The organism is Streptomyces sp. NBC_00376 (assembly GCF_036077095.1).
In the GTDB taxonomy this organism is placed as follows: domain Bacteria; phylum Actinomycetota; class Actinomycetes; order Streptomycetales; family Streptomycetaceae; genus Streptomyces.
In genome coordinates this window covers 5757255-5777176 of record NZ_CP107960.1, presented here as the reverse complement: position 1 = coordinate 5777176, position 19922 = coordinate 5757255, and the positions used below count along the sequence as shown (strand labels likewise).

15 protein-coding genes are annotated in these 19922 nt (G+C 71.3%); 10 read left to right on the top strand and 5 right to left on the bottom strand.

Annotated features, from left to right (window positions below):
• Positions 1 to 16 precede the first annotated feature (16 nt).
• Entirely contained in the window at positions 17 to 658 is a 642-nt protein-coding gene (locus OG842_RS25970; protein ID WP_266733010.1) for a superoxide dismutase, read from the top strand.
• 187 nt (positions 659 to 845) lie between these two features.
• On the opposite strand, the gene OG842_RS25965 is transcribed toward OG842_RS25970, so the two are convergent.
• The 3 genes from OG842_RS25965 to OG842_RS25955 all read right to left on the bottom strand — a co-directional run bounded on the left by OG842_RS25965 (position 846) and on the right by OG842_RS25955 (position 3551).
• On the bottom strand, positions 846 to 1718 hold the full coding sequence (locus tag OG842_RS25965) for an alpha/beta fold hydrolase (protein WP_266733009.1): 873 nt from the start codon (positions 1716 to 1718) through the stop codon (positions 846 to 848).
• Between the two features lie 245 nt (positions 1719 to 1963).
• Complete coding sequence (locus tag OG842_RS25960; RefSeq protein ID WP_266733008.1) at positions 1964 to 2635, bottom strand: hypothetical protein; 672 nt, start codon at positions 2633 to 2635, stop codon at positions 1964 to 1966.
• A gap of 247 nt (positions 2636 to 2882) precedes the next feature.
• Entirely contained in the window at positions 2883 to 3551 is a 669-nt protein-coding gene (locus tag OG842_RS25955) for an O-methyltransferase (protein WP_266733007.1), read from the bottom strand.
• A 76-nt stretch (positions 3552 to 3627) separates the two neighbouring features.
• On the opposite strand from OG842_RS25955, the gene OG842_RS25950 reads away from it, so the two are divergent.
• The 5 genes from OG842_RS25950 (at position 3628) to OG842_RS25930 (ending at position 7182) form a co-directional block, all read left to right on the top strand.
• Positions 3628 to 4278: a CatB-related O-acetyltransferase gene (locus OG842_RS25950; protein WP_401874062.1), complete on the top strand. Its 651-nt coding sequence runs from the start codon at positions 3628 to 3630 to the stop codon at positions 4276 to 4278.
• Complete coding sequence (locus tag OG842_RS25945) at positions 4275 to 5114, top strand: MOSC domain-containing protein (RefSeq protein ID WP_266733005.1); 840 nt, start codon at positions 4275 to 4277, stop codon at positions 5112 to 5114. The genes OG842_RS25950 and OG842_RS25945 overlap by 4 nt, the downstream gene beginning before the upstream one ends.
• Before the next feature lie 40 nt (positions 5115 to 5154).
• Complete coding sequence (locus OG842_RS25940) at positions 5155 to 5484, top strand: DJ-1/PfpI family protein (protein ID WP_266733003.1); 330 nt, start codon at positions 5155 to 5157, stop codon at positions 5482 to 5484.
• A 211-nt stretch (positions 5485 to 5695) separates the two neighbouring features.
• On the top strand, positions 5696 to 6394 hold the full coding sequence (locus OG842_RS25935; RefSeq protein ID WP_266733002.1) for a tectonin domain-containing protein: 699 nt from the start codon (positions 5696 to 5698) through the stop codon (positions 6392 to 6394).
• A gap of 134 nt (positions 6395 to 6528) precedes the next feature.
• Positions 6529 to 7182, top strand: a complete 654-nt coding sequence (locus tag OG842_RS25930) for an ATP-dependent endonuclease (protein ID WP_266733000.1) — start codon at positions 6529 to 6531, stop codon at positions 7180 to 7182.
• A 103-nt stretch (positions 7183 to 7285) separates the two neighbouring features.
• On the opposite strand, the gene OG842_RS25925 is transcribed toward OG842_RS25930, so the two are convergent.
• Positions 7286 to 7849: a hypothetical protein gene (locus OG842_RS25925; protein ID WP_266732998.1), complete on the bottom strand. Its 564-nt coding sequence runs from the start codon at positions 7847 to 7849 to the stop codon at positions 7286 to 7288.
• A gap of 133 nt (positions 7850 to 7982) precedes the next feature.
• On the opposite strand from OG842_RS25925, the gene OG842_RS25920 reads away from it, so the two are divergent.
• Complete coding sequence (locus tag OG842_RS25920; RefSeq protein WP_266732996.1) at positions 7983 to 11516, top strand: hypothetical protein; 3534 nt, start codon at positions 7983 to 7985, stop codon at positions 11514 to 11516.
• Between the two features lie 138 nt (positions 11517 to 11654).
• Here OG842_RS25920 and OG842_RS25915 read toward each other — a convergent pair whose 3' ends face one another.
• Positions 11655 to 12305, bottom strand: coding sequence for a mycothiol-dependent nitroreductase Rv2466c family protein (locus OG842_RS25915; protein ID WP_266732994.1), 651 nt, complete (start codon positions 12303 to 12305; stop codon positions 11655 to 11657).
• Between the two features lie 132 nt (positions 12306 to 12437).
• Between OG842_RS25915 and pepN the strand changes: the two genes are divergently transcribed.
• The 3 genes from pepN to OG842_RS25900 all read left to right on the top strand — a co-directional run bounded on the left by pepN (position 12438) and on the right by OG842_RS25900 (position 19823).
• A complete protein-coding gene (gene pepN / locus OG842_RS25910; RefSeq protein ID WP_266732993.1) occupies positions 12438 to 15023 on the top strand; it encodes an aminopeptidase N in 2586 nt (861 codons plus the stop codon).
• 223 nt (positions 15024 to 15246) lie between these two features.
• Positions 15247 to 16323 carry a hypothetical protein gene (locus tag OG842_RS25905; RefSeq protein ID WP_266732992.1) on the top strand — a complete coding sequence of 359 codons (1077 nt, stop codon included), beginning with the start codon at positions 15247 to 15249 and terminating at the stop codon, positions 16321 to 16323.
• A 188-nt stretch (positions 16324 to 16511) separates the two neighbouring features.
• A complete protein-coding gene (locus OG842_RS25900) occupies positions 16512 to 19823 on the top strand; it encodes a S8 family serine peptidase (RefSeq protein WP_266732990.1) in 3312 nt (1103 codons plus the stop codon).
• Positions 19824 to 19922 lie beyond the last annotated feature (99 nt).

The window sequence follows — 19922 nt, the reverse complement described above, 5'->3', positions numbered from 1 at the left end:
TGGAGGGTTCGACCACATGGCCACGTACACGCTCCCGGAACTCCCGTACGACTACGCGGCGCTCGAACCGGTCATCAATCCGCAGATCATCGAGCTCCACCACGACAAGCACCACGCCGCCTACGTGAAGGGCGCGAACGACACCCTGGAGCAGCTGGCGGAGGCGCGCGACAAGGAGGCCTGGGGCGCGATCAACGGGCTCCAGAAGAACCTCGCGTTCCACCTCTCCGGCCACATCCTGCACTCGATCTACTGGCACAACATGACCGGCGACGGCGGCGGCGAGCCGCTCGCGGCGGACGGTGTCGGTGACCTGGCGGACGCGATCACCGAGTCGTTCGGCTCGTTCGCCGGTTTCAAGGCCCAGCTGACGAAGGCCGCGGCCACCACGCAGGGCTCCGGCTGGGGCGTCCTGGCGTACGAGCCGGTCAGCGACAAGCTGATCGTCGAGCAGGTCTACGACCACCAGGGCAATGTCGGCCAGGGCTCCGTCCCGGTCCTGGTCTTCGACGCCTGGGAGCACGCCTTCTACCTCCAGTACAAGAACCAGAAGGTCGACTTCATCGAGGCGATGTGGGCCGTCGTCAACTGGCAGGACGTGGCGAAGCGTTACGCGGCCGCCAAGGAGCGCGCCGACGTACTGCTGCTCGCCCCCTGACCGGGAGGCACAAGTACGTCCTGCCTCGTGATCGTCTTCTCAACCTTCACCGGGCAGGCGGATGAAGGGAGGGCCCTCGCCTGGACGTGACAGGTGAGGGCCCTTCTGTCACGTCCGAGGACTCAGGGGGCACATGGGGTCTCGTCTCAACGTGACAGGTGGGGGCCCTACTGTCTCGTTCGAGGACTCAGGGGGTCGCGCCGCGCCCCAGCAGCGTGCTCAGCACCTGCCCGGCATGGGTCCAGAGCACCGCACCGCCGGCCTCCGGCACCAGGTGCCGGACCGCGCCCGGGATGCGCGAGGCCAGCCGGACCCCCTGGTCCGGCGAGTGACCGGTGTCCTTCTCCCCGTACCAGAGGTCGACGGGTACGGAAATGTCCGACAGCCCGATCCCCCAGCGCCCCATGGCGAGGACGGTGTCCCGGGCGTATCCGGCCGTCCCCTGCGCGAAGGCTTCGTCGAGTGCACGCCGGTATGCCGCGGCGAACGCGGGCTGCCGGTACACATCGAGGTCGCACTCCGGGCTGCCGGACATGACCATGTCCCACATCCCCTGCGGGGTGAACCCGGCGAAGACCTGCTCGGCGGCGGCCGGATCGGACACGGCCAGGCCGACGAGCCCCCGCAACTCCTCCGGAAGCGCGTCGGCGAAGCCCGGTTCCGCGACCTCGTCCGCACCGGAGACCACCGCGAGCGCCCGGACCGCCCCGGCGGCGGCGCACGCCAGCGCGAAGGGCGCCCCCTGCGAATTGCCGACCATCAGGGGCCGCCCCAGGCCGCGCAGACCGGCGAACGCCCGGATGTCGTCGACGAAGTCACCGAACGTACGCCCCGGTGCGGGCGAGGAGACTCCCAGACCGGGGCGGTCGACGGAGATCAGCCGTACCCCGAGCCCGTCCAGCACATCGGCACCGAAGCCGAGATGCCTGCTGGTGGCCGCCCCGGGCGAGAACAGCACCGGCACCCCGTCCCCCGGTCCCCACTCGGCCCACCCCAGCAGCCGCCCTCCCGGAAGCTGTTCGGTACCAATACGAACCGGGTCACTCACACGCAAACTCATGCGCCCGATCATGACCGGATCCGCTGCCCGTGTCGAAGAGGTTTCCCGCCGACAGCCGGACGCCGTCCAGGCCGGGCAGGCAGTCCGGAGCGCCGTGGTCGGCCGTCAGTCACTCATCGATCACGGCCAGGCCCTTCACCTCTTCGGCGCTCACGATGTCCGCACGGCGGGGCGGCTTCACCCGAGCCCCCGCTCGAACGTGACAGACGGGGGCCGTTCCGTCATGTTGCGCGGCAGGGGGCAGGTCAACCGGGCAACGGGCCGCCGAGGTCCGGCATGGGGACGACCTTGCCGGGGTCCGGGGCCTTCGCCCGCACCGGCTTCCCGTGGTCCGCCAGGTTCATCGTCGCCTTGACGCCCGCCTCCCCCATGGGCCAGTCGAGCCGGGTACGCACGAGCCGCCCCTTCCGGTCGATCCAGGCATCCGCGTACACGGTGATCCCACCGACCTGCTCCCGCACGGAGTCGATCTTGGCCCGCATATCCTTCGCCATCCGCAGCGTGACCGTCTCGTCGGCGAGCACACCCCGGTAGTGGACCGTGGGCGTGCCGTTCACCGTCTCCTCACCGACCCGCGAGATCCGGCGCATCTGCGCCACCTGGCGCAAGACGTGCTCGGGGTCGTTCATCGGCGCCCGCAGCGCATAGTGAGCCTCGGCCTTGTCCCGGCGAATCGATCCCCAGGAGCCTGCCATCTCGGCGAATCCGCCCACGTAGACGGTGCCACCGACGAAGATCTCGTCCATGCGGGGCGACGTCTTCCCAGGGACCGCCGGATTGCGGAGGGCGACCGCGAGGCGCCCTCCGGCACCCGCCCAGTCGAAGTCGCCCTTGATCGAGACGACGTATTCGGTGGCGCCGTCCCCTATCTCGATCCGCTCGTCGATCCGGGCGCTGCTCTTCTTCGTCTCGGCCACCGCGGCCCGTACCGCTGCCCCGTGGTCCGCCGCCGAGCTGGACGGTGAGTCCTTCGCGGCCCTGCCCGCCTCTCGCGCCGACCCCGATCCCGATCCCGATCCCCCGGAGCATCCAGCACACAGCAGCGACGCAGCGACAACGAGGGGGACGAGGGGGCGCTGCATGGTCTCTCCACAGGGTGATAGCCGGGTGCAGAGGCATCACCGACGCGTCGAACGCGCGATCGTATCAACGCGGTTCCGGAACCTACCCGGTGACCAGCGCCATCATCAGCCCGTCGTACCCCTTGCTCCCGACGGTCTGCAGCGCGGTCGCGGTCAACGTCGGCTCGGCCGCCACGAGTTCGGTGAACCGGCGCACGCCCTGCACCTTCGGGTCGTCGCTCTCGCCGTCCACCACCTCTCCGTCGCGTACGACGTTGTCGGCGACGATCAGGCTGCCGGGCCGGGTCAGCTTCAGGGACCAGGCCAGGTAGTCGGGGTTGCTCGGCTTGTCGGCGTCGATGAACACGACGTCGAACGGCCCGTACCCCTGCGCCGCGAGCTCCGGCAGCGTGTCGAGGGCGCGGCCGACCCGGATCTCGACGACGTCCGCGAGCCCGGCCCGCTCGATGTTGGCCCGCGCGACCTCCGCGTACGCCGGATCGGCCTCCAGCGTCACGACCTTGCCGCCCTCGGGCAGCGCGCGGGCCAGCCAGATGGTGCTGTACCCGCCCAGGGTGCCGATCTCCAGCACGGTGCGCGCCCCCTGGAGCCTGGCCAGCAGGTTCAGCAGCTTGCCCTGGTTGGCGGCGACCTGGATCGCCGGGAGCCCGGCCCCGTCACTGGCCTCCACGGCCGCGTCCAGGGCTTCGTCCGGGCCCACCAGCAGGCCGTTGAAGTAGTCGTCGACCTCGGTCCATTGCGCCAGCGTCACGGCGCACCCCTCTCCCGATTCGGTTAGTTCCCAAAAGAAACTTACATCATGGGAAGTGGATGCGATGATGAGCGCCATGAACCCAGTCCCCGCCGACCCCACCGTCCTGCACCCGATGCCCGGCCAGCCCCGCGTCGTACTGCTGAAGCCCCTGGTGAAGTCCGAGCTGATCGAGGTCGGGGACTTCTCGTACTACGACGACCCGGACGACGCGACCGGGTTCGAGACCCGCAACGTGCTGTACCACTACGGCCCGGAGAAGCTCGTCATCGGCAAGTTCTGCGCGCTCGGGACCGGTACGCGGTTCATCATGAACGGCGCCAACCACCGGATGGACGGCCCTTCCACCTTCCCGTTCCCCTCCATGGGCGGTTCCTGGACCGAACACTTCGATCTGCTGACCGGACTGCCGGGCCGGGGCGACACGGTCGTCGGCAACGACGTCTGGTTCGGCTACAACTCCATGGTGATGCCGGGCGTACGGATCGGGCACGGCGCGATCATCGGCGCCGGCTCCGTCGTGACCTCCGACGTACCCGACTACGGCATCGTCGGCGGCAACCCGGCCCGCCTCATCCGCACCCGCTACGACGAGGAGACCGTCGCCCGGCTCCTCGCCGTCGCCTGGTGGGACTGGCCCACCGACCACCTCACCCGACACATCCGCACCATCATGTCCGGCAGCGTCGACGACCTCGAAGCGGCCGCCCCGGAAGGGACACCATGACGATCACCGTCCACGAGCTGGCGTACTACCCCGTCAAGGGCTGCGCCGGGACCACGGTCGACTCCGCGCAGGTCTTCGGCACCGGCCTCGAACACGACCGCACGTTCATGGTGGTGGACGCCGCCGACGGCGCCTTCCGCAGCCAGCGCACGCACCCCGCGATGGCCGCGATCGGGGTGGAAGTCCTGGACAGCGGAGAGGCGTTGGCCCTGACCGCCGAGGGCGTCGAGCCGTTGCGCCTGGACATCGACAGGGACGGCGCGCGCCGTGACGTCAGCATGTTCGACCGGCCGCTCGGCGCGGCCGCCGACCAGGGCGACGAGGTCGCGGAGTGGTTCTCCGACGCGCTCGGCGCGAAGTCCCGCCTGGTACGGGTGGTTCCCGGCTTCGACCGGGACGGCTGGGGCGACACCCCCGGCAAGGTCAACTTCGCGGACGCGCACGCGGTGCTGGTCGCCTCGACGGCCTCCCTGGCCGACCTCAACGCCCGCATCATCGCCCGGGGCGACGCGAAGCCCGTCCCCATGAACCGTTTCCGCCCCAACATCGTCCTGACCGGCGACGACGAACCCCACTTCGAGGACCGGGTCCGCCGGATGACCATCGGCTCCGTCGAACTCGCCCACTCGGTGCGGGCGACACGGTGCGCCGTCCCGATGGTCGACCAGGCCACCGGCCACCGCGCGGGCCCGGAGCCGATCCGGACCCTGTCGACGTACCGGCGCGAGCCGGAGTACGGCAACAGGGTCAGCTTCGGCGCGAAGAACGCGGTGGTGTGCGAGGGCGTGCTGACCGTCGGGGACGTGGTCGAGGTCGTGGAGTGGCTCAACGCGTAGAGGCGATGGCTGGGGCTGTCCCGCCCTCAGGCTGCGGAGCATGGACATCGTGATCCCGCTCTTCGACCGGTTCGAACCGCTCGACGCGATCGGTCCGTACGAGATCCTCGCGTACGTGCCCGGCGCCACCGTCCGCTTCGTGGCCGCCGAACCCGGCCTGGTCCAGGACGTGTTGGGCTCGATGCCGATGCACGTCCCGACGAGCTACTCCGAGGTGGAGAGCCGCGACGTCCTGCTGGTCCCGGGCGGGGGCAGCTTCCGGACCATGGTGGGCGACCCGGCACTCCTCGACTGGGTGCGCCGGATCCACACCGGCTCGGTGGCCAAGGCCCCGGCCGAAGTCCTCGAACGGGCCCGCACCCTGGGCTGAGACACCTCTCTTGTTCCCTTGTGGGTTACAGCGGATTCAGCCTCCTCGTGGTGAGGCGGGCGGGCCACGGGCCCCAGCGGGCTGAGGGGCGAAGAAACCAAACGGCGATTTTTGGTTTGTTTCTGTGGTCAATCGGCATATCAGGCCGTTTGGGTGACCTCTTCGAGCAGCAAGATTCCCCTCGCAAGGTTCGAGGTAAGGGGACAGGAAAATGGCTGACTGGAAGAACGTCTCCGGTGGTCTCACTTCGATCTCGGTCGGGTCCAGGACTCATGTCTGGGGCGTGAACTCCCTGGGCCAGATGTACCGCTACACGGGCCACGACTCCAACCCGTGGGTGGGCATCCCCGGCAAGGCCGTCGACATCGGCGTCGCAGCCGACGGCACCGTATGGCACGTCAACTCAGCAGGCGGCATCTACCGCTACACCGGAGACCAGGGCTCCACCGACTGGGTCTCCGTCTCGGGCGGCCTGACCCGCATCTCCGTCGGATCCAGAACCCACGTCTGGGGCGTGAACTCCCTGGGCCAGATCTACCGCTACACCGGCCACGACTCCAACCCCTGGGTAGGCATCCCCGGCAACGCCGTCGACATCGGCGTCGCAGCCGACGGCACCGTATGGCACGTCAACTCAGCAGGCGGCATCTACCGCTACACCGGAGACCAGGGCTCCACCGACTGGGTCTCCGTCTCGGGCGGCCTGACCCGCATCTCCGTCGGATCCAGAACCCACGTCTGGGGCGTGAACTCCCTGGGCCAGATCTACCGCTACACCGGCCACGACTCCAATCCCTGGGTAGGCATCCCCGGCAACGCCGTCGACATCGGCGTCGCAGCCGACGGCACCGTATGGCACGTCAACTCAGCAGGCGGCATCTACCGCTACACCGGAGACCAGCCGAGCTGATCCCGGACCCCGATGAAGGTGGGCCCACGCGTGGTGCGCGTGGGCCCACTCTCCTTGGCGGCGGATGCCGTCGGGAAAACGTGTGTGCGTTCGGGATCTCCGCCGTGCAGGATGGCGTCGGAAAGCGAGGTCTCGTGGACGAGTTGAGGCGATTCCGTCAGGCGGCGGTCACCTGGGCGGCGGGTGGAGCGGGAGCGGACGCGGCAGCCGCGGAGGCGCGGGAACTGGCAGGTGGTGTGCGTACGGTCGTGCTCGTCGAGGGAAGCAGCGACCAGGTGGCGATCGAGGCCCTGGCCGCCCGCCACGGCCGCGACCTCGGCGCGGAGGGCGTCGCGGTGGTGCCGCTCGGCGGCGCGACGAGCATCGGCCGCTTCCTGAACGTGTGCGGCCCGCCGGGGCTCGGTCTCCCGCTGGCGGGGCTCTGCGACATCGGCGAGGAACGGCACTTCCGGCGCCACCTGGAACGGGTCGGGCTCGGCTCCGGCCTCACCCGTGCCGGACTGGAGACCCTCGGCTTCCAGGTGTGCGTCGCCGACCTGGAGGACGAACTGATCCGCGCCCTCGGCGCCGACGACGTACAGCAAGTGATCGAGGCCCAGGGCGAGATGCGCCCCTTCCTCACGTTCCAGGGCCAGCCGGCCCAGCGGGAACGCCCCGTGGAACACCAGCTGCGCCGGTTCATGGGCACGCACAGCGGCCGCAAGGCGCAGTACGCGCAGGCGCTGATCGCACACCTGGACCTCACGCACGTACCCCGGCCGCTGGAGCGCCTCCTCGCACACGTCTGATACCGCGACCGGAAACGATCAACGGGTTCGACACGGAGGACCGCGGGCGGATGTGTCGTCGACCGGTCCGCGCGCCTCGTGCGGGCGCTGCCCGTGGCCACGGTCACCGCGGTTCCGGGACGATGGACTTCGCGATGTGTGCCATGACGGACCAGATGATCGCCTTCCGGCAGTCGCTCAGGCCCTTGTCCTCGATGTACAGGGTGTTGTCCCCGCCGACCCGGTGGTTCTCCCGGCGGCCGTCCGCCTTGAGTTTGAGGCCCTCCACGCGGCGCCGCAGATGCGGAACGGTGATGCCGACCTGGTGGTCGTCCACGGTCAGGCGGGTGACCTCGTCCCAAGGGACCTCTTCGGCGGCGCCCTTGACGTACAGGTACGTACCGCCGAGTTCGAAGTGGCCGTACTGCACCTTGCCGCCCTCGGTGCCCAGTTCGCGCACGTCGTGCCGCACACGCGCCTCGACGACGCGGTCGATGATGCCTCCGAACATCGGCGTCAGGTTTCCCGGGGAGCGCAGGAAGGTGCGCAGGAGGCCCGCGCCGACGTCGGTCAGGAAGTAGTTGCCGGACAGTTCGCGGGCACCCTGGCCGGTCGCCGTCCACAGGCGCGCGACGATCTTGTCCGAGATCGGCCGGGAGGACCTGGTCGGCTCCTGTCCAGTGGTCACCTCGCCCCGTGGTGACCATGCCGCCGGCGCGGCCGAAGGTGCCGGGTCCTGGGCGGTGCCGCCGGTCTGCCGGCAGCCCACCCGTTGGCAGAGCCAAGAAAGTACCTGACAGAGCGCCATTAGCATGGCGGTCATGGCGATCATGTCAGCGACACGGGCGGGCGCGGCGGAGCGCATACTGCGCGGCATTCTCGACGCTGCGCGGGGTACGGACGGGGCGGGCCCGGAGGAAGAGGGCGCTGCGCTGCGGGCCGTGGAGCGGGGGCGGCCCGCTCGTACGGTGGCGGCGAAGGTCGCGGCGGCCGGTGGGGTCGACGATCAAGCGGCTTCAACGTTGCGGGAGTTGGCGGGGTGTCAGCTCGGTGCCGACATGGACCGGTGGCGCGGGCTGTACGACGCGCTTCCCGGGTACCGGGGCGAGCTGACCGCGCTGCTCGCCGAGCAGCCGGCGCCCCTGGGGTCCGGCGACACGCTCCGTGCGCCCGCGCCCCGCAGTGTCCACGCCACACTCGGGCTGCTCCTGGAGCACGCCGAGCCGTGCGACGCCGCCGCCGCGCTGGCCGCGCTGCCCGAGCGGTTGACGGCGGACCTGCTCGCCGGCGGGGCACCGCCCGCGCCTGCCCTCGTGGCCGCCGTGCTCGACCACGGCGACAGCCGTTCCCGTACCGCGCTGGCCGGGCATCCCCGGCTCGATGCCCGAGTGCTCGCCCGGCTGGCCGCGATCGGTGACGCCCGGGTCTCGGCCGCCGTCTACCGCAACCCGCGCACCACCGCGTCCCTGCGCCGCGCCATCGCGCACCGGACCGACACCGTCCCCCTCGACGACGCACTGCTCGCCGAACTGACGGCACCGCACGGCGATGTGCCGCTCTCCTGGCTGGCGCCGCTGCTCGGCTCCGGCGACCCTCAGCTCGTGGGCCTCGCACTGCGGGTCGGGTTCCGCCAGGTCGCGCAGCAGCACGCGCTGTTGCGGGTCTGGGAGCGGGGCGGCCCGGACGCCGTACGCGCACTGCTCGACGACCCTGCCGCCGCCTGGCTGAGCCGGGCCGTCGTGACCACGGTGACCGAGGCCCTGTCCGATACGGACGGCGATACAGGCGGCGACACGGGCGGCGACGCCCTGCGCCGGCTGCGCGCGGAGTGCGAACCGTACGAGGACCCGGCCCGGCTGCCCGCGCTGCTGGCCACCGCGCGGGGCACCAGCACCCTGCGCGATCTGCTGGCCGAGCCGTACGCGCACGATCTCGACGCCCTGGCCGCGGCCCATGCCGCGACCCCGTTCATGCCCAAGGCCTGCGAGGAGCTGGCCCGCCACGAGGCGGCGGACGACACCCAGCGCCTGGCGTTCCGGCTGAGCGTCCTCAACGAGCCGTGGCGGGCCGGCGGACGCCGTGCGGGCAACAGCACCCCGCCCGCGCAACGCCTGGCGGAGGAGGCGCTCGACGACAGCGCTCCCCGCTGGGCGGAGGGCATGGTGGTTGCGGGGCTCCTCTACCCCGTCGAGCTGGTCCGCACCGCGCGGCCCGCCGTCCACGCCGTGGCCGCGCTCGCCCGGCTCGCCGAACGGGACCTGCTGGGCGAGGCGTCCGCCGCCGAACTCCGCGCACTGGCCGCGGCCCACCTGGGCGAACGGCCGCACGCCTGGGCGGCGCTCGACACCCTGCTGCCCGAACACGGCGGGACCGTCGCGGAGTTGATCGCCGAGGCGGGCGCGGCCGCCGTCGAGGAGACCGAGGAGACCGTCGAACCCGGCCCGCCGGCCGCGGTGCCGCCGCCCCGGGCGCCCCTGAACCGGGTCGACCGGGTCCACGCCCTGCCCGCCCTCGACCTGCTGTACTCCCTCGCCCCCGCCGACGCACCGAAGCCCGCCTCCCCCGACGTCCTGCGCGCGCTGACCGTGTACGACTGGAGCGACGCGCCCGGCCTCGCCACCCCGGACTGGTTCGCCGACGCCTGCGCCGCCGAAGGCATCCCCGCGTCCGAGGACGGCTACGTGTACACCGCGCCCAGCCTCGCCGAGATACGAGCGAAGCTCCCGGAGTCGTACGGATCGAGCACGCACCTCACCGAACACGCCTACCGTCAGGGCGTGTTGCCTGCGGACGAACTGCTCACCATGCTGCCCGCGCACCGGCTGCTCCGGCTCCCCCACGACTGGCGGCGGCTGGCGTTCGCGGAGGCATGGCGCTCCGCGCTCGCCCGGCTGCTGCGCTCCGAGCTCGGCACCGACCCCGACGCATGGCTCCGCCTGGCCGCGACGGTGACGGCGTCCGAAGCCGCCGAGGAGGGGCTGACCTGGGCCCAGTTGCTGGGGCGCGCGCAGTCGCGGACCGGTGGAGCCGCACCGGCGGCGGGCGGCGGGCCACTCGTGCCGAAGCCCGGACCGGGCACACCCGACGAGGCGGTCGGCCTCCTGGAGCGCGGCAACCACTTGTGGGCGTGGCCGGTGGGCACCCTGCTCTGCCTGGCCGACGCCGAGGTCGTCGACGCCGTGCTGCCCCGGCTCGGCCCCGACGGGCCCTGGCTCCTGGCCGCGTACCTGCTGCGGTACGACCGCACGCCGCTCCGGGTCCTCGACCGGCTGCTGGCCGGACGCGACCGCGACGCACTGCGCGTCCTCGCCGCGCAGTCCCGCTGGATGAAGAGGAGCGGAGCGGTGGAGCGCCTCGTCGACCTCGACGACCCCGACGTGGACCTCGCCCTGCTGCGGCACTGGAACCCCCGGCCCACCGTCCACCGGATCGTGACCCGCTCACGGCCCGTCGCCGGAAGGACCTCGCTGGGCGGCCGGGTGCTGGCCGACTGGCTCGCCCGCGGCTCCGCCTATCCGGCCGGGGGCCTGGTGTGGCTCTGCTCCGCCGAACCCGACCTCGTCGAGGAACTGCTCGCCAGGGAAGGAACGAAGCTCGGCCTCGGCCATCAACTCCTGGGCTGTCTGCGGCTGTTCGAGCACGGTGGCGCCGACCGGCTGGCCCGCGTCGCGGGCGCGGACCTGCTGGGGCGGGCCGCCACCACCGTGTGCGCGAAGGCCCTGGCCGCCGCCGACCCCGCCACCGTGCTCCGCGCCCGGCTCGACCGCGAACTGGCGCCGGGGAAGCTCGTCACGAAGCTGCGGCGTGCCCCGCACGCCGCGCAGGCGCGCGAGATCCTCGGGTCGCTCCCGCCGGGCGAGGCCGTGGACTGGGCGGCTCTCGAAGCCGCCCACGCCGAGGAGCCGATCCCGTACTGGTCCGACGTGGTCCGCCTCGACGACGTACCCGAGGAGGTCCGGCTGCGGCACGCGGCGCTGTTGCACGAGCCGGGTCCCGACGGGCTGTCCGGGAGCGTGCGGCTGACCCGGGAGCGGGCCCGGCACGGGCTCGGCGGCCTGTTCCACTGCGCGCCGGCCACCCAGCTGGACGGCCTGCTCGCGGCGGGCCTGCTGACCGGCGCGGACCTGCTGCGGTCGGCGGCCCCGGCCGCGCGCATCCTCACCTACCTGAGCGGGACCGCCCGCCGCACCGACGCCCCGCCCGGGGCCGCCGCCGCCCGGACCGGCCTCGCGGAGCTCGTACGCTCCCGGCTCGGCACGGACGAGAGGGCCTGGGCCCGCGTCGCCGAGCGGCTGACCGGGCAGGACCCCGAGTGGGAGCCCATGTCGCCGGTGGCCGCGCTGCTCGGCGAGTGAAGCGAGTGATCCGCGACCGGCGAGGACCGGAGCCCTCGACGAACCGGGCGAGTACCGGGACGAGCACGGCGTCCCGCCGCACGCACGGGGCGGTGCGGGGCCGGGCGGCCGCCGGGACCCGCACCGCACGGTGCGCGGTCAGTCGAAGATCGGGCCCTGCGTACGGGTCCGCTTGATCTCGTAGAAACCGGGGATCGACGCCACCAGCAGCGTGCCGTCCCACAGCTTCGCCGCGTCCTCGCCCTTCGGGGCGGGGGTGACGACCGGGCCGAAGAAGGCGATCTGCTCGCCGTCCGCGCCCGGGACGGCGATGACCGGGGTGCCGACGTCCTGGCCGACCTTGTCGATGCCCTCCTTGTGGGAGGCGCGCAGCTCGGTGTCGTACACGTCCGAGTCCGCGAAGTCCGCCAGCTCGGCCGGCAGGCCGACGTCCTGGAGCGCGCCCTCGACCGCCTCGCGGGTGGGGCCCTCGCCCTGGTTGTGGAAGCGGGTGCCGAGCGCGGTGTACAGCGGGCCGACGATCTCGTCGCCGTGCTTCTGCTGGGCGGCGACGACTACGCGGACCGGGCCCCAGCCCTTCTCCAGCAGCTCGCGGTACTCCTCCGGCAGCTCGTCGATCCGGTCCTCGTTGAGGACGGACAGGCTCATCACGTGCCAGCGGACCTCGACGTCGCGGACCTTCTCCACCTCCAGCATCCAGCGGGAGGTCATCCAGGCCCAGGGGCAGAGCGGGTCGAACCAGAAGTCGACGGGGGTCTTTCCGGTCGTCGCCGTGCTGTTGTCAGACATGTCTCTCCTCATGAGGGCGTTCGCACCTGTGGCGCAGAACGTTCACGGACGCACCGCTCATTCCCACCTGCCGGGCCGAGTGACGGCATGGGAGGATCAAAGTATTCGAACGTGACACAAAGGAGTGCACCCGTGCCCGGTGAGAACCTGTCCCGCGACGAGGCCCGTGAGCGGGCCGAGCTGCTCAGCGTCGACGGCTACGAGGTCGATCTCGATCTGCGTTCCGCCGTCGGCGGGTCCGACGGGGACGGGGACGCCGCTTCCGGTCCGCGGACCTTCCGCTCGGTTACCACGATCCGGTTCCGCAACGCGCGGGCGGGGGCGTCGACCTTCGCGGATCTCGTGGCGCCCGCCGTGAACGCGGTGACGCTCAACGGGCGGCAGCTCGACCCCGCCACCGTCTTCGACGGCACCCGGGTGGCGCTGGACGAACTGCCTGAGGGCGAGAACGTCCTGGTGGTCGACGCGCAGTGCGCGTACAGCCGGACCGGCGAGGGCATGCACCGGTTCGTGGACCCGGAGGACGGCGAGGTCTACCTCTACACGCAGTACGAGCCGGCCGACTCGCGGCGGGTCTTCGCGAACTTCGAGCAGCCCGATCTGAAGGCCCCCTTCCGCTTCCAGGTGACGGCGCCCGAGGGATGGACTGTCTGGAGCAACGGGACACAGGAGTCGCGGGACGGCGGGGTCTGGCGGTTCGCCGAGACGAAGCCGATCTCCACGTACATCACGGCCGTCGTCGCCGGTCCGTACCACTACGTGACGGACTCCTACAGCCGCACCTTCGAGGACGGCACGACGCTGGAGATCCCGCTCGGCGCGATGTGCCGCAAGGGACTCGCCCGGCACTTCGACGCGGACGACATCTTCCTGATCACCAAGCAGGGCCTGGACTTCTTCCACGACAACTTCGACTACCCGTACCCGTTCGGGAAGTACGACCAGGCGTTCGTGCCGGAGTACAACCTCGGCGCGATGGAGAACCCGGGCTGTGTCACGTTCCGCGAGGAGTACATCTTCCGCGGCAAGGTGACACAGGCCGCGTACGAGGGCCGGGCCAACGTCATCCTGCACGAGATGGCGCACATGTGGTTCGGCGACCTCGTCACCATGCAGTGGTGGGACGACCTGTGGCTGAAGGAGTCGTTCGCCGACTTCATGGGCGCGTTCTCCATGGTGGAGTCGACCCGCTTCGAGAACGGCTGGATCACCTTCGCCAACAACCGCAAGTCCTGGGCGTACCGCGCCGACCAGCTGCCCTCCACGCACCCGATCACGGCCGACATCCGTGACCTGGAGGACGCCAAGCTGAACTTCGACGGCATCACGTACGCCAAGGGCGCCTCGGTGCTGAAGCAGCTGGTGGCGTACGTGGGGCGGGACGCGTTCCTGGAGGGCGCCCGGCGCTACTTCAAGAAGCACGCCTACGGCAACACGCAGCTGGGCGATCTGCTGTCCGTGCTGGCCGAGACGTCCGGGCGCGACATGACCACCTGGTCGCGCTCCTGGCTGCAGACCGCGGGCGTCAACTCGCTGACCCCGGTGGCCACGTACGACGCGGCGGGCCGGATCACGGAGCTGGCGGTCCTCCAGGAGGCGGCCGAGTCCCACCCGGAGCTGCGGCCGCACCGGGTCGCGGTCGGCCTGTACCGGCGCGCCGCCGACGGCGACCTGGTGCGGTACGCCCGCGCCGAGGTCGACGTGGCCGGGCCGCGCACGGTGGTCGGGGAGCTGGCGGGGGCCGAGCGGCCCGAGCTGATCCTGGTCAACGACGACGACCTCACGTACTGCAAGGTCCGCTTCGACGAGGTGTCCCTGGCCACGCTGCGGGCGCACCTCGGCGACATGACCGACCCCCTGGCACGGGCGCTGTGCTGGTCCGCGCTGTGGAGCATGACGCGGGACGGGCTGATGCCGGCCCGCGACTTCGTCTCCCTGGTGCTGGCCTTCGCCGGCCGGGAGTCCGACATCGGCGTGCTCCAGATGCTGCACGCCTGGACCCGGACCGCGCTCACGCAGTACGCGACGCACGGGTGGCGCGAGGAGGGCGGCCGGGCGCTGGCCGAGGGCGCGCTGCGGGAGCTGCGGGTCGCCGAGCCGGGCAGCGAGCACCAGTTGGCGTGGGCACGGTTCTTCGCGTCGGTCGCCGACTCGGAGGCGGACTTCCGGCTGCTGTCGGGGCTGCTGGACGGCTCGGCCCGGATCGACGGGCTCGACGTCGACCAGGAGCTGCGGTGGGCGCTGCTGTCCCCGCTCGCCTCGCACGGGGTGGCCGACGAGTCGGTCATCGATGCCGAACTGGCCCGCGACGACACGGCGTCCGGCAAGCGGCACCAGGTGCGGTGCCTGGCGTCGCGGCCCTCCGCCGCGGTCAAGGCGCAGGCGTGGGCGGGCGTGGTGGAGTCGGACGCGCTGTCCAACGCGCTGGTCGAGGCGACGATCGCGGGCTTCGCCCCGTCGTCGCAGCGGGAGCTGCTGGCGCCGTACACGGGCAAGTACTTCGACGCGATCGAGCGGGTCTGGGCCGAGCGGTCGATCCAGATCGGGGTGATCGTGGTCAAGGGCCTGTTCCCGGCGCTCCAGGACGACCCGTCGACGCTGGCCGCGACGGACGCCTGGCTGACCGCCCACGAGGACGCGGCGCCGGCGCTGCGCAGGCTGGTGCTGGAGGCACGGGACGACCTGGCGCGGGCGCTGCGGGCGCAGGCGTGCGACTAGGGCGCGGCGGAGGCCGAAGCCAGGGCCGCGATCTGACGGGCGCGGGGCGGGGCGGGGCCGGCGTGTCCGGCCCCGCCCCGCCCCTGCCCGTGCGGCCGCCGAAGGGACTCGCCGGGCCATTTCGGTCGTCGAACACGCGTACTTTAGGACGGCGTTGTCCTGAATTGTCGACGAGCGTGTAACAGGGGTTAGCGCCGCGACGGCTTGCGGGATACCCCGGAACATGACCCAGAACACTCCGCTCTCCCCCTGTCACCCCCGCACCCCCGGCGACGTCCGCCCATGCGTGCTGTCCGCAGCGCAGTTGAGGGCGCGGGGGGTGTCCGCGTCAGTGGCCGCCGCGCGTTGCGGGGACGGCGGGCCGTGGCAGCAGCCGCTGCCCGGCGTGTACGTACTGCACCCGGAGCCGCCCACCGGCGAGGAACGACTGGTCTCCGCACTGCTGTACGCCGGCCGGCCGCCGGCCTCCGGCCATCGGGACGTACCGGCGCAGCCGGGGCGGGAGACCGGTCCGGAGCCCGGGTACGGGGAGGCCATGGTCACCGGGCTCGCCGCACTCGCCCTGCACGGGTTCGCCGCCGCCCCGGCGCCCGGGTCGGCGGCCGCCATCGACGTACTGGTGCCGCGCACCCGGCGACTGCGCTCGGTCGGGTACGTGCGACTGGTGCGCTCCGCCGGAACGCCCCGCGCCGAGCAGGTGCGCGGCCTGCCCGTGGCTCCTGTGGAGCGGGCGCTCGCGGACGCGATCGCCGGGCTCCAGGACCCCTTGGCCGTACGCGGGCTGCTCATCGAGGCGGTTCGCGGCGGGCACTGCGAACCGGCCGTCGTGGTACGCGAGCTGAGCCGCGCCAAGCTGCTGGGCCGGCCCCAGGTGGTGGCGGCCGTCGACTCGTTCCTCGCCGAGGGGCGGGCGGTGGCGGAGGGCCGCCTCTACGACCTGGTGCGGACGTACGAACTGCCGGAACCGCTGTGGAACGTGGAGCTGCGCCTGCCCGGCGGCCCCCGGCTCGGCGGCGTGGACGCCTACTGGCCCGAGCAGGCGGTCGCCGTGGAGCTGGACACCAGGGCGCCGCGGCTCGGCGGGTCTGGCGACGGCCGGCACCTGGAGGAGCTCGGGGTCCAGTGGTCCGCGTACGCTGCCCGGCGCGAGCACCTGGAGAGGCTGGGCATCACCGTCGTCCACCTCACGCCGAAGAAGCTCCGCGACGCGAGCGAGCAGCAGGCGGTCGTGGTCCGTACGGCGCTGATGGCGGCGGCCGACCGCGAACCAGCCGCACAGGTGGTGGTCCTGCCCCGTTGAGAGCGGCGGGGCGGGCCACAGGAGCCACTTATCGACCGTTTCATCCCTGATGGCACATCAGTACCAGTGGCGGGATTCTGCCATGTCCACATCTCACGCCCGTCAACTCTCCACAAACCCCTGTCATTTACGAAAGGGTGAGCGGTCATCCGGTACCGAATTCCGGACTCTCTCTTTCATATCCAGGGATGCTGATGACCTCCGAATCCCCCAGTTCCATACCCGGGGCGAGACGCGCGGCCCGAGTCGCGGCCGCTGCCGGTCTGGTGGCCGCACTGGCCGCCACCGGTGTCGCCCCCGTCTTCGCCGCCGACGCGCCCGACACCGCTCCCGTCAAGTCGGCCGCCGAGGGCGTCACGGCGAACAAGCTCGGCACCAATGACGAGCAGCTTCTGGCCAAGGCGAAGGCCAAGGGCGAGAAGAACATCACGATGATGATCGCCACCGCTCCCGGCGCGACCGAGCAGGTCGCCAAGCAGCTGGACGCCGTCAAGGGCTCCGTGCTGGGACGCACGTACGACAAGCTCGGCTACGTACGGGTCACCGTGCCCACCGCGACCGCCGACGCGACCATCAGGGCGGCGTCCAAGCTGTCGTCCGTCCAGGGCATCGATCTCAAGCAGGAGATCAAGCTGGACGACCCGACGCCCGCGGCCGACCGTGCCGCCGGCGCCGGGGTGAAGGTCAAGTCCACCGGCTCGTACCCGGCGCCCGGCAAGAAGACCCCGGCGAAGAACCCGTACAACCCGTCCTTCGAGACGGGCGCGGTCGACTTCGTCCAGCAGCACCCGAAGGCCGACGGCCGCGGGGTGACCATCGGCATCCTCGACTCGGGTGTCGACCTCGGCCACCCGGCGTTGCAGAAGACCACCACCGGTGCCCGCAAGATCGTCGACTGGGTGACCGCGACCGACCCGGTCAGCGACGGCGACGGCACCTGGCTGCGGATGACGGACGCCGTGTCCGGCCCGACGTTCACGTACAAGGGCCTCACGTACAAGGCGCCCGCGGGCGACTACCGGATCAAGCTGTTCGCCGAGGCCGCCACCAAGGGCGGCGACATGGCGGGCGACCTGAACCGCGACGGCGACACCACCGATGTCTGGGCCGTGCTCTACGACCCGGTCACCGGCACCACCCGTGTCGACCTGAACAGCAACGCGGACTTCTCCGACGACGCCGTTCTCAAGCCGTACAAGGAGAAGCACCAGGTCTCCTACTTCGGCAAGGACGACCCGCGGACCGACGTCGCCGAGCGCATCCCGTTCGTCGTCGAGACCCGCAAGAACGTCGTCTACAACGCCGCCGGTGACACCTCCGACTTCGTCAACATCGGTGTCATCGAGAGCGAGCACGGCACCCACGTCGCGGGCATCACCGCCGCGAACGGCCTGTTCGGCGGCAAGATGAACGGTGCCGCGCCGGGCGCGAAGATCGTCTCCTCGCGTGCCTGCACCTGGTCGGGCGGCTGCACCAACATCGCGCTCACCGAGGGCATGACGGACCTCGTCGTGAACCGCGGTGTCGACGTCGTCAACATGTCGATCGGTGGCCTGCCGCCGCTCAACGACGGCAACAACGCCCGCGCCGCGCTCTACAAGCGGCTCATCGACATGTACGGCGTCCAGCTGGTCATCTCGGCCGGCAACGACGGTCCGGGCGTCAACACCATCGGTGACCCCGGCCTCGCCGACCACGTGATCTCCGTCGGTGCGTCGATCTCCAAGGAGACCTGGGCCGCCAACTACGGCTCCAACGTCACCAAGAAGTACGACATGCTGCCCTTCTCCTCGCGCGGTCCGCGTGAGGACGGCGGCTTCGCGCCGATCCTGACCGCCCCGGGTGCGGCCATCAACACCACCCAGACCTGGCTGCCCGGCGGCCCGGTCAAGGAGTCGGGCTACTCGCTCCCCGCGGGCTACTCCATGCTCCAGGGCACCTCGATGGCCTCGCCGCAGGCCGCGGGCGCGACCGCGCTGCTGCTGTCCGCCGCGAAGCAGAAGCACATCGAGCTGCCCCCGGCCGACCTGCGCACCGCGCTGACCAGCACCGCCACCCACATCAAGGACGTGCCCGCGCACGCCCAGGGCTCCGGTCTGATCAACATCGTCGACGCCTGGAAGCAGATCGAGAAGCAGGGCGCCCCGGCGCACGAGTACTCGGTGAAGGCGCCGGTCGACACCTCGATCGACTTCGCGCTGGAGACCCCCGGCTTCGGCACCGGCCTGTACGACCGCGAGGGCGGCCTGAAGGCCGGCCAGACCAAGTCGTACGACGTCACGATCACCCGCACCACGGGTCCGGACAAGGCCGTCAAGCACAAGCTGTCGTGGAAGAACAACGACGGCACCTTCAAGCTGACCGGTTCGAGCACCGTCTCGCTGCCGCTGGGCAAGCCGGTGACCGTCAAGGTCCAGGCGAAGCCGGGCAGCGCGGGCGTGCACAGCGCGATCCTGAAGGTCGACGACAGCAAGACCGTCGGTGTGGACCAGCAGATCCTCACCACGGTGGTCGTCTCCACGGAGCTCGTGAAGCCCGGCTACGCGTTCAAGGCGTCCGGCTCGGTGCAGCGCAACGGCACCACGTCGTACTTCCTGACCGTGCCGGAGGGCGCCAAGACCCTTGAGGTCGCGATGAGCGCGCTGCGCTCGGGCAGCCAGACCCGTTTCATCTCCATCCACCCGTACGGGGTGCAGATGGAGGACAGCTCCACGATCTTCTGCTACCCGAACTACGAGAACCCGGCCAACACCTGCCGTCCGGACGTGCGCTCGTACAAGGACCCGCAGCCGGGCGTCTGGGAGATCGAGGTCGAGGCACGGCGTACGTCGCCGCTGCTGGACAACCCGTACAAGCTGGATGTCTCGCTGCTCGGCGCCACCTTCGACCCGGCGGTGCAGACCATCGCCGAGGCGAAGATCGGCACGCCCGCCGCGGTGGACTGGAAGGTCACCAACAACGCGGGCGACCTGGAGGGCAAGCTCAAGGGCGGCTCGCTGGGCTCGGCCAAGGTCGACAAGCCGTCGATCAGGACGGGCGACCAGCAGGAGTACACGGTCACCATCGGTGAGGGCGTCGAGAAGCTGGACGTCGCCATCGGCGGCACGGCGGACGCCAACGCGGACCTGGACCTGTACGTCTACCTGGGCGACGAGGAGGTCGGCAAGTCGACCACCGCGGGCTCCGAGGAGGCCGTCAGCCTGGCGAAGCCGGCCGCCGGTACGTACACCGTCGTGATCGACGGCTACGACGTCCCGGCCGGCACCACCACGTACGACTACCGCGACGTGTACTACGCACCGTCGCTCGGCACGATCAAGGTCGACGAGTCGAAGGCCGTGAACCTGGCCAACGGCGCCTCGGCGCAGATCGGTGCCGAGGTCTCGGTCGCCGGAGCGGCCCCCGAGGGCCGGCAGTTCTTCGGCGAGGTCCACCTGGTGAACAGCCGCGGCACCGCCGCGGGCACCGGCAGCGTCGTGATCGAGAAGGTCACGCCGTAACGGCCACCGTGTGATCCGTACGACATGTACGGCAGTGGGGCGGGCACCCGAACGGGCTCCCGCCCCACTGCCATGTGCCCGGCCGGGCGGGGGCTGTCC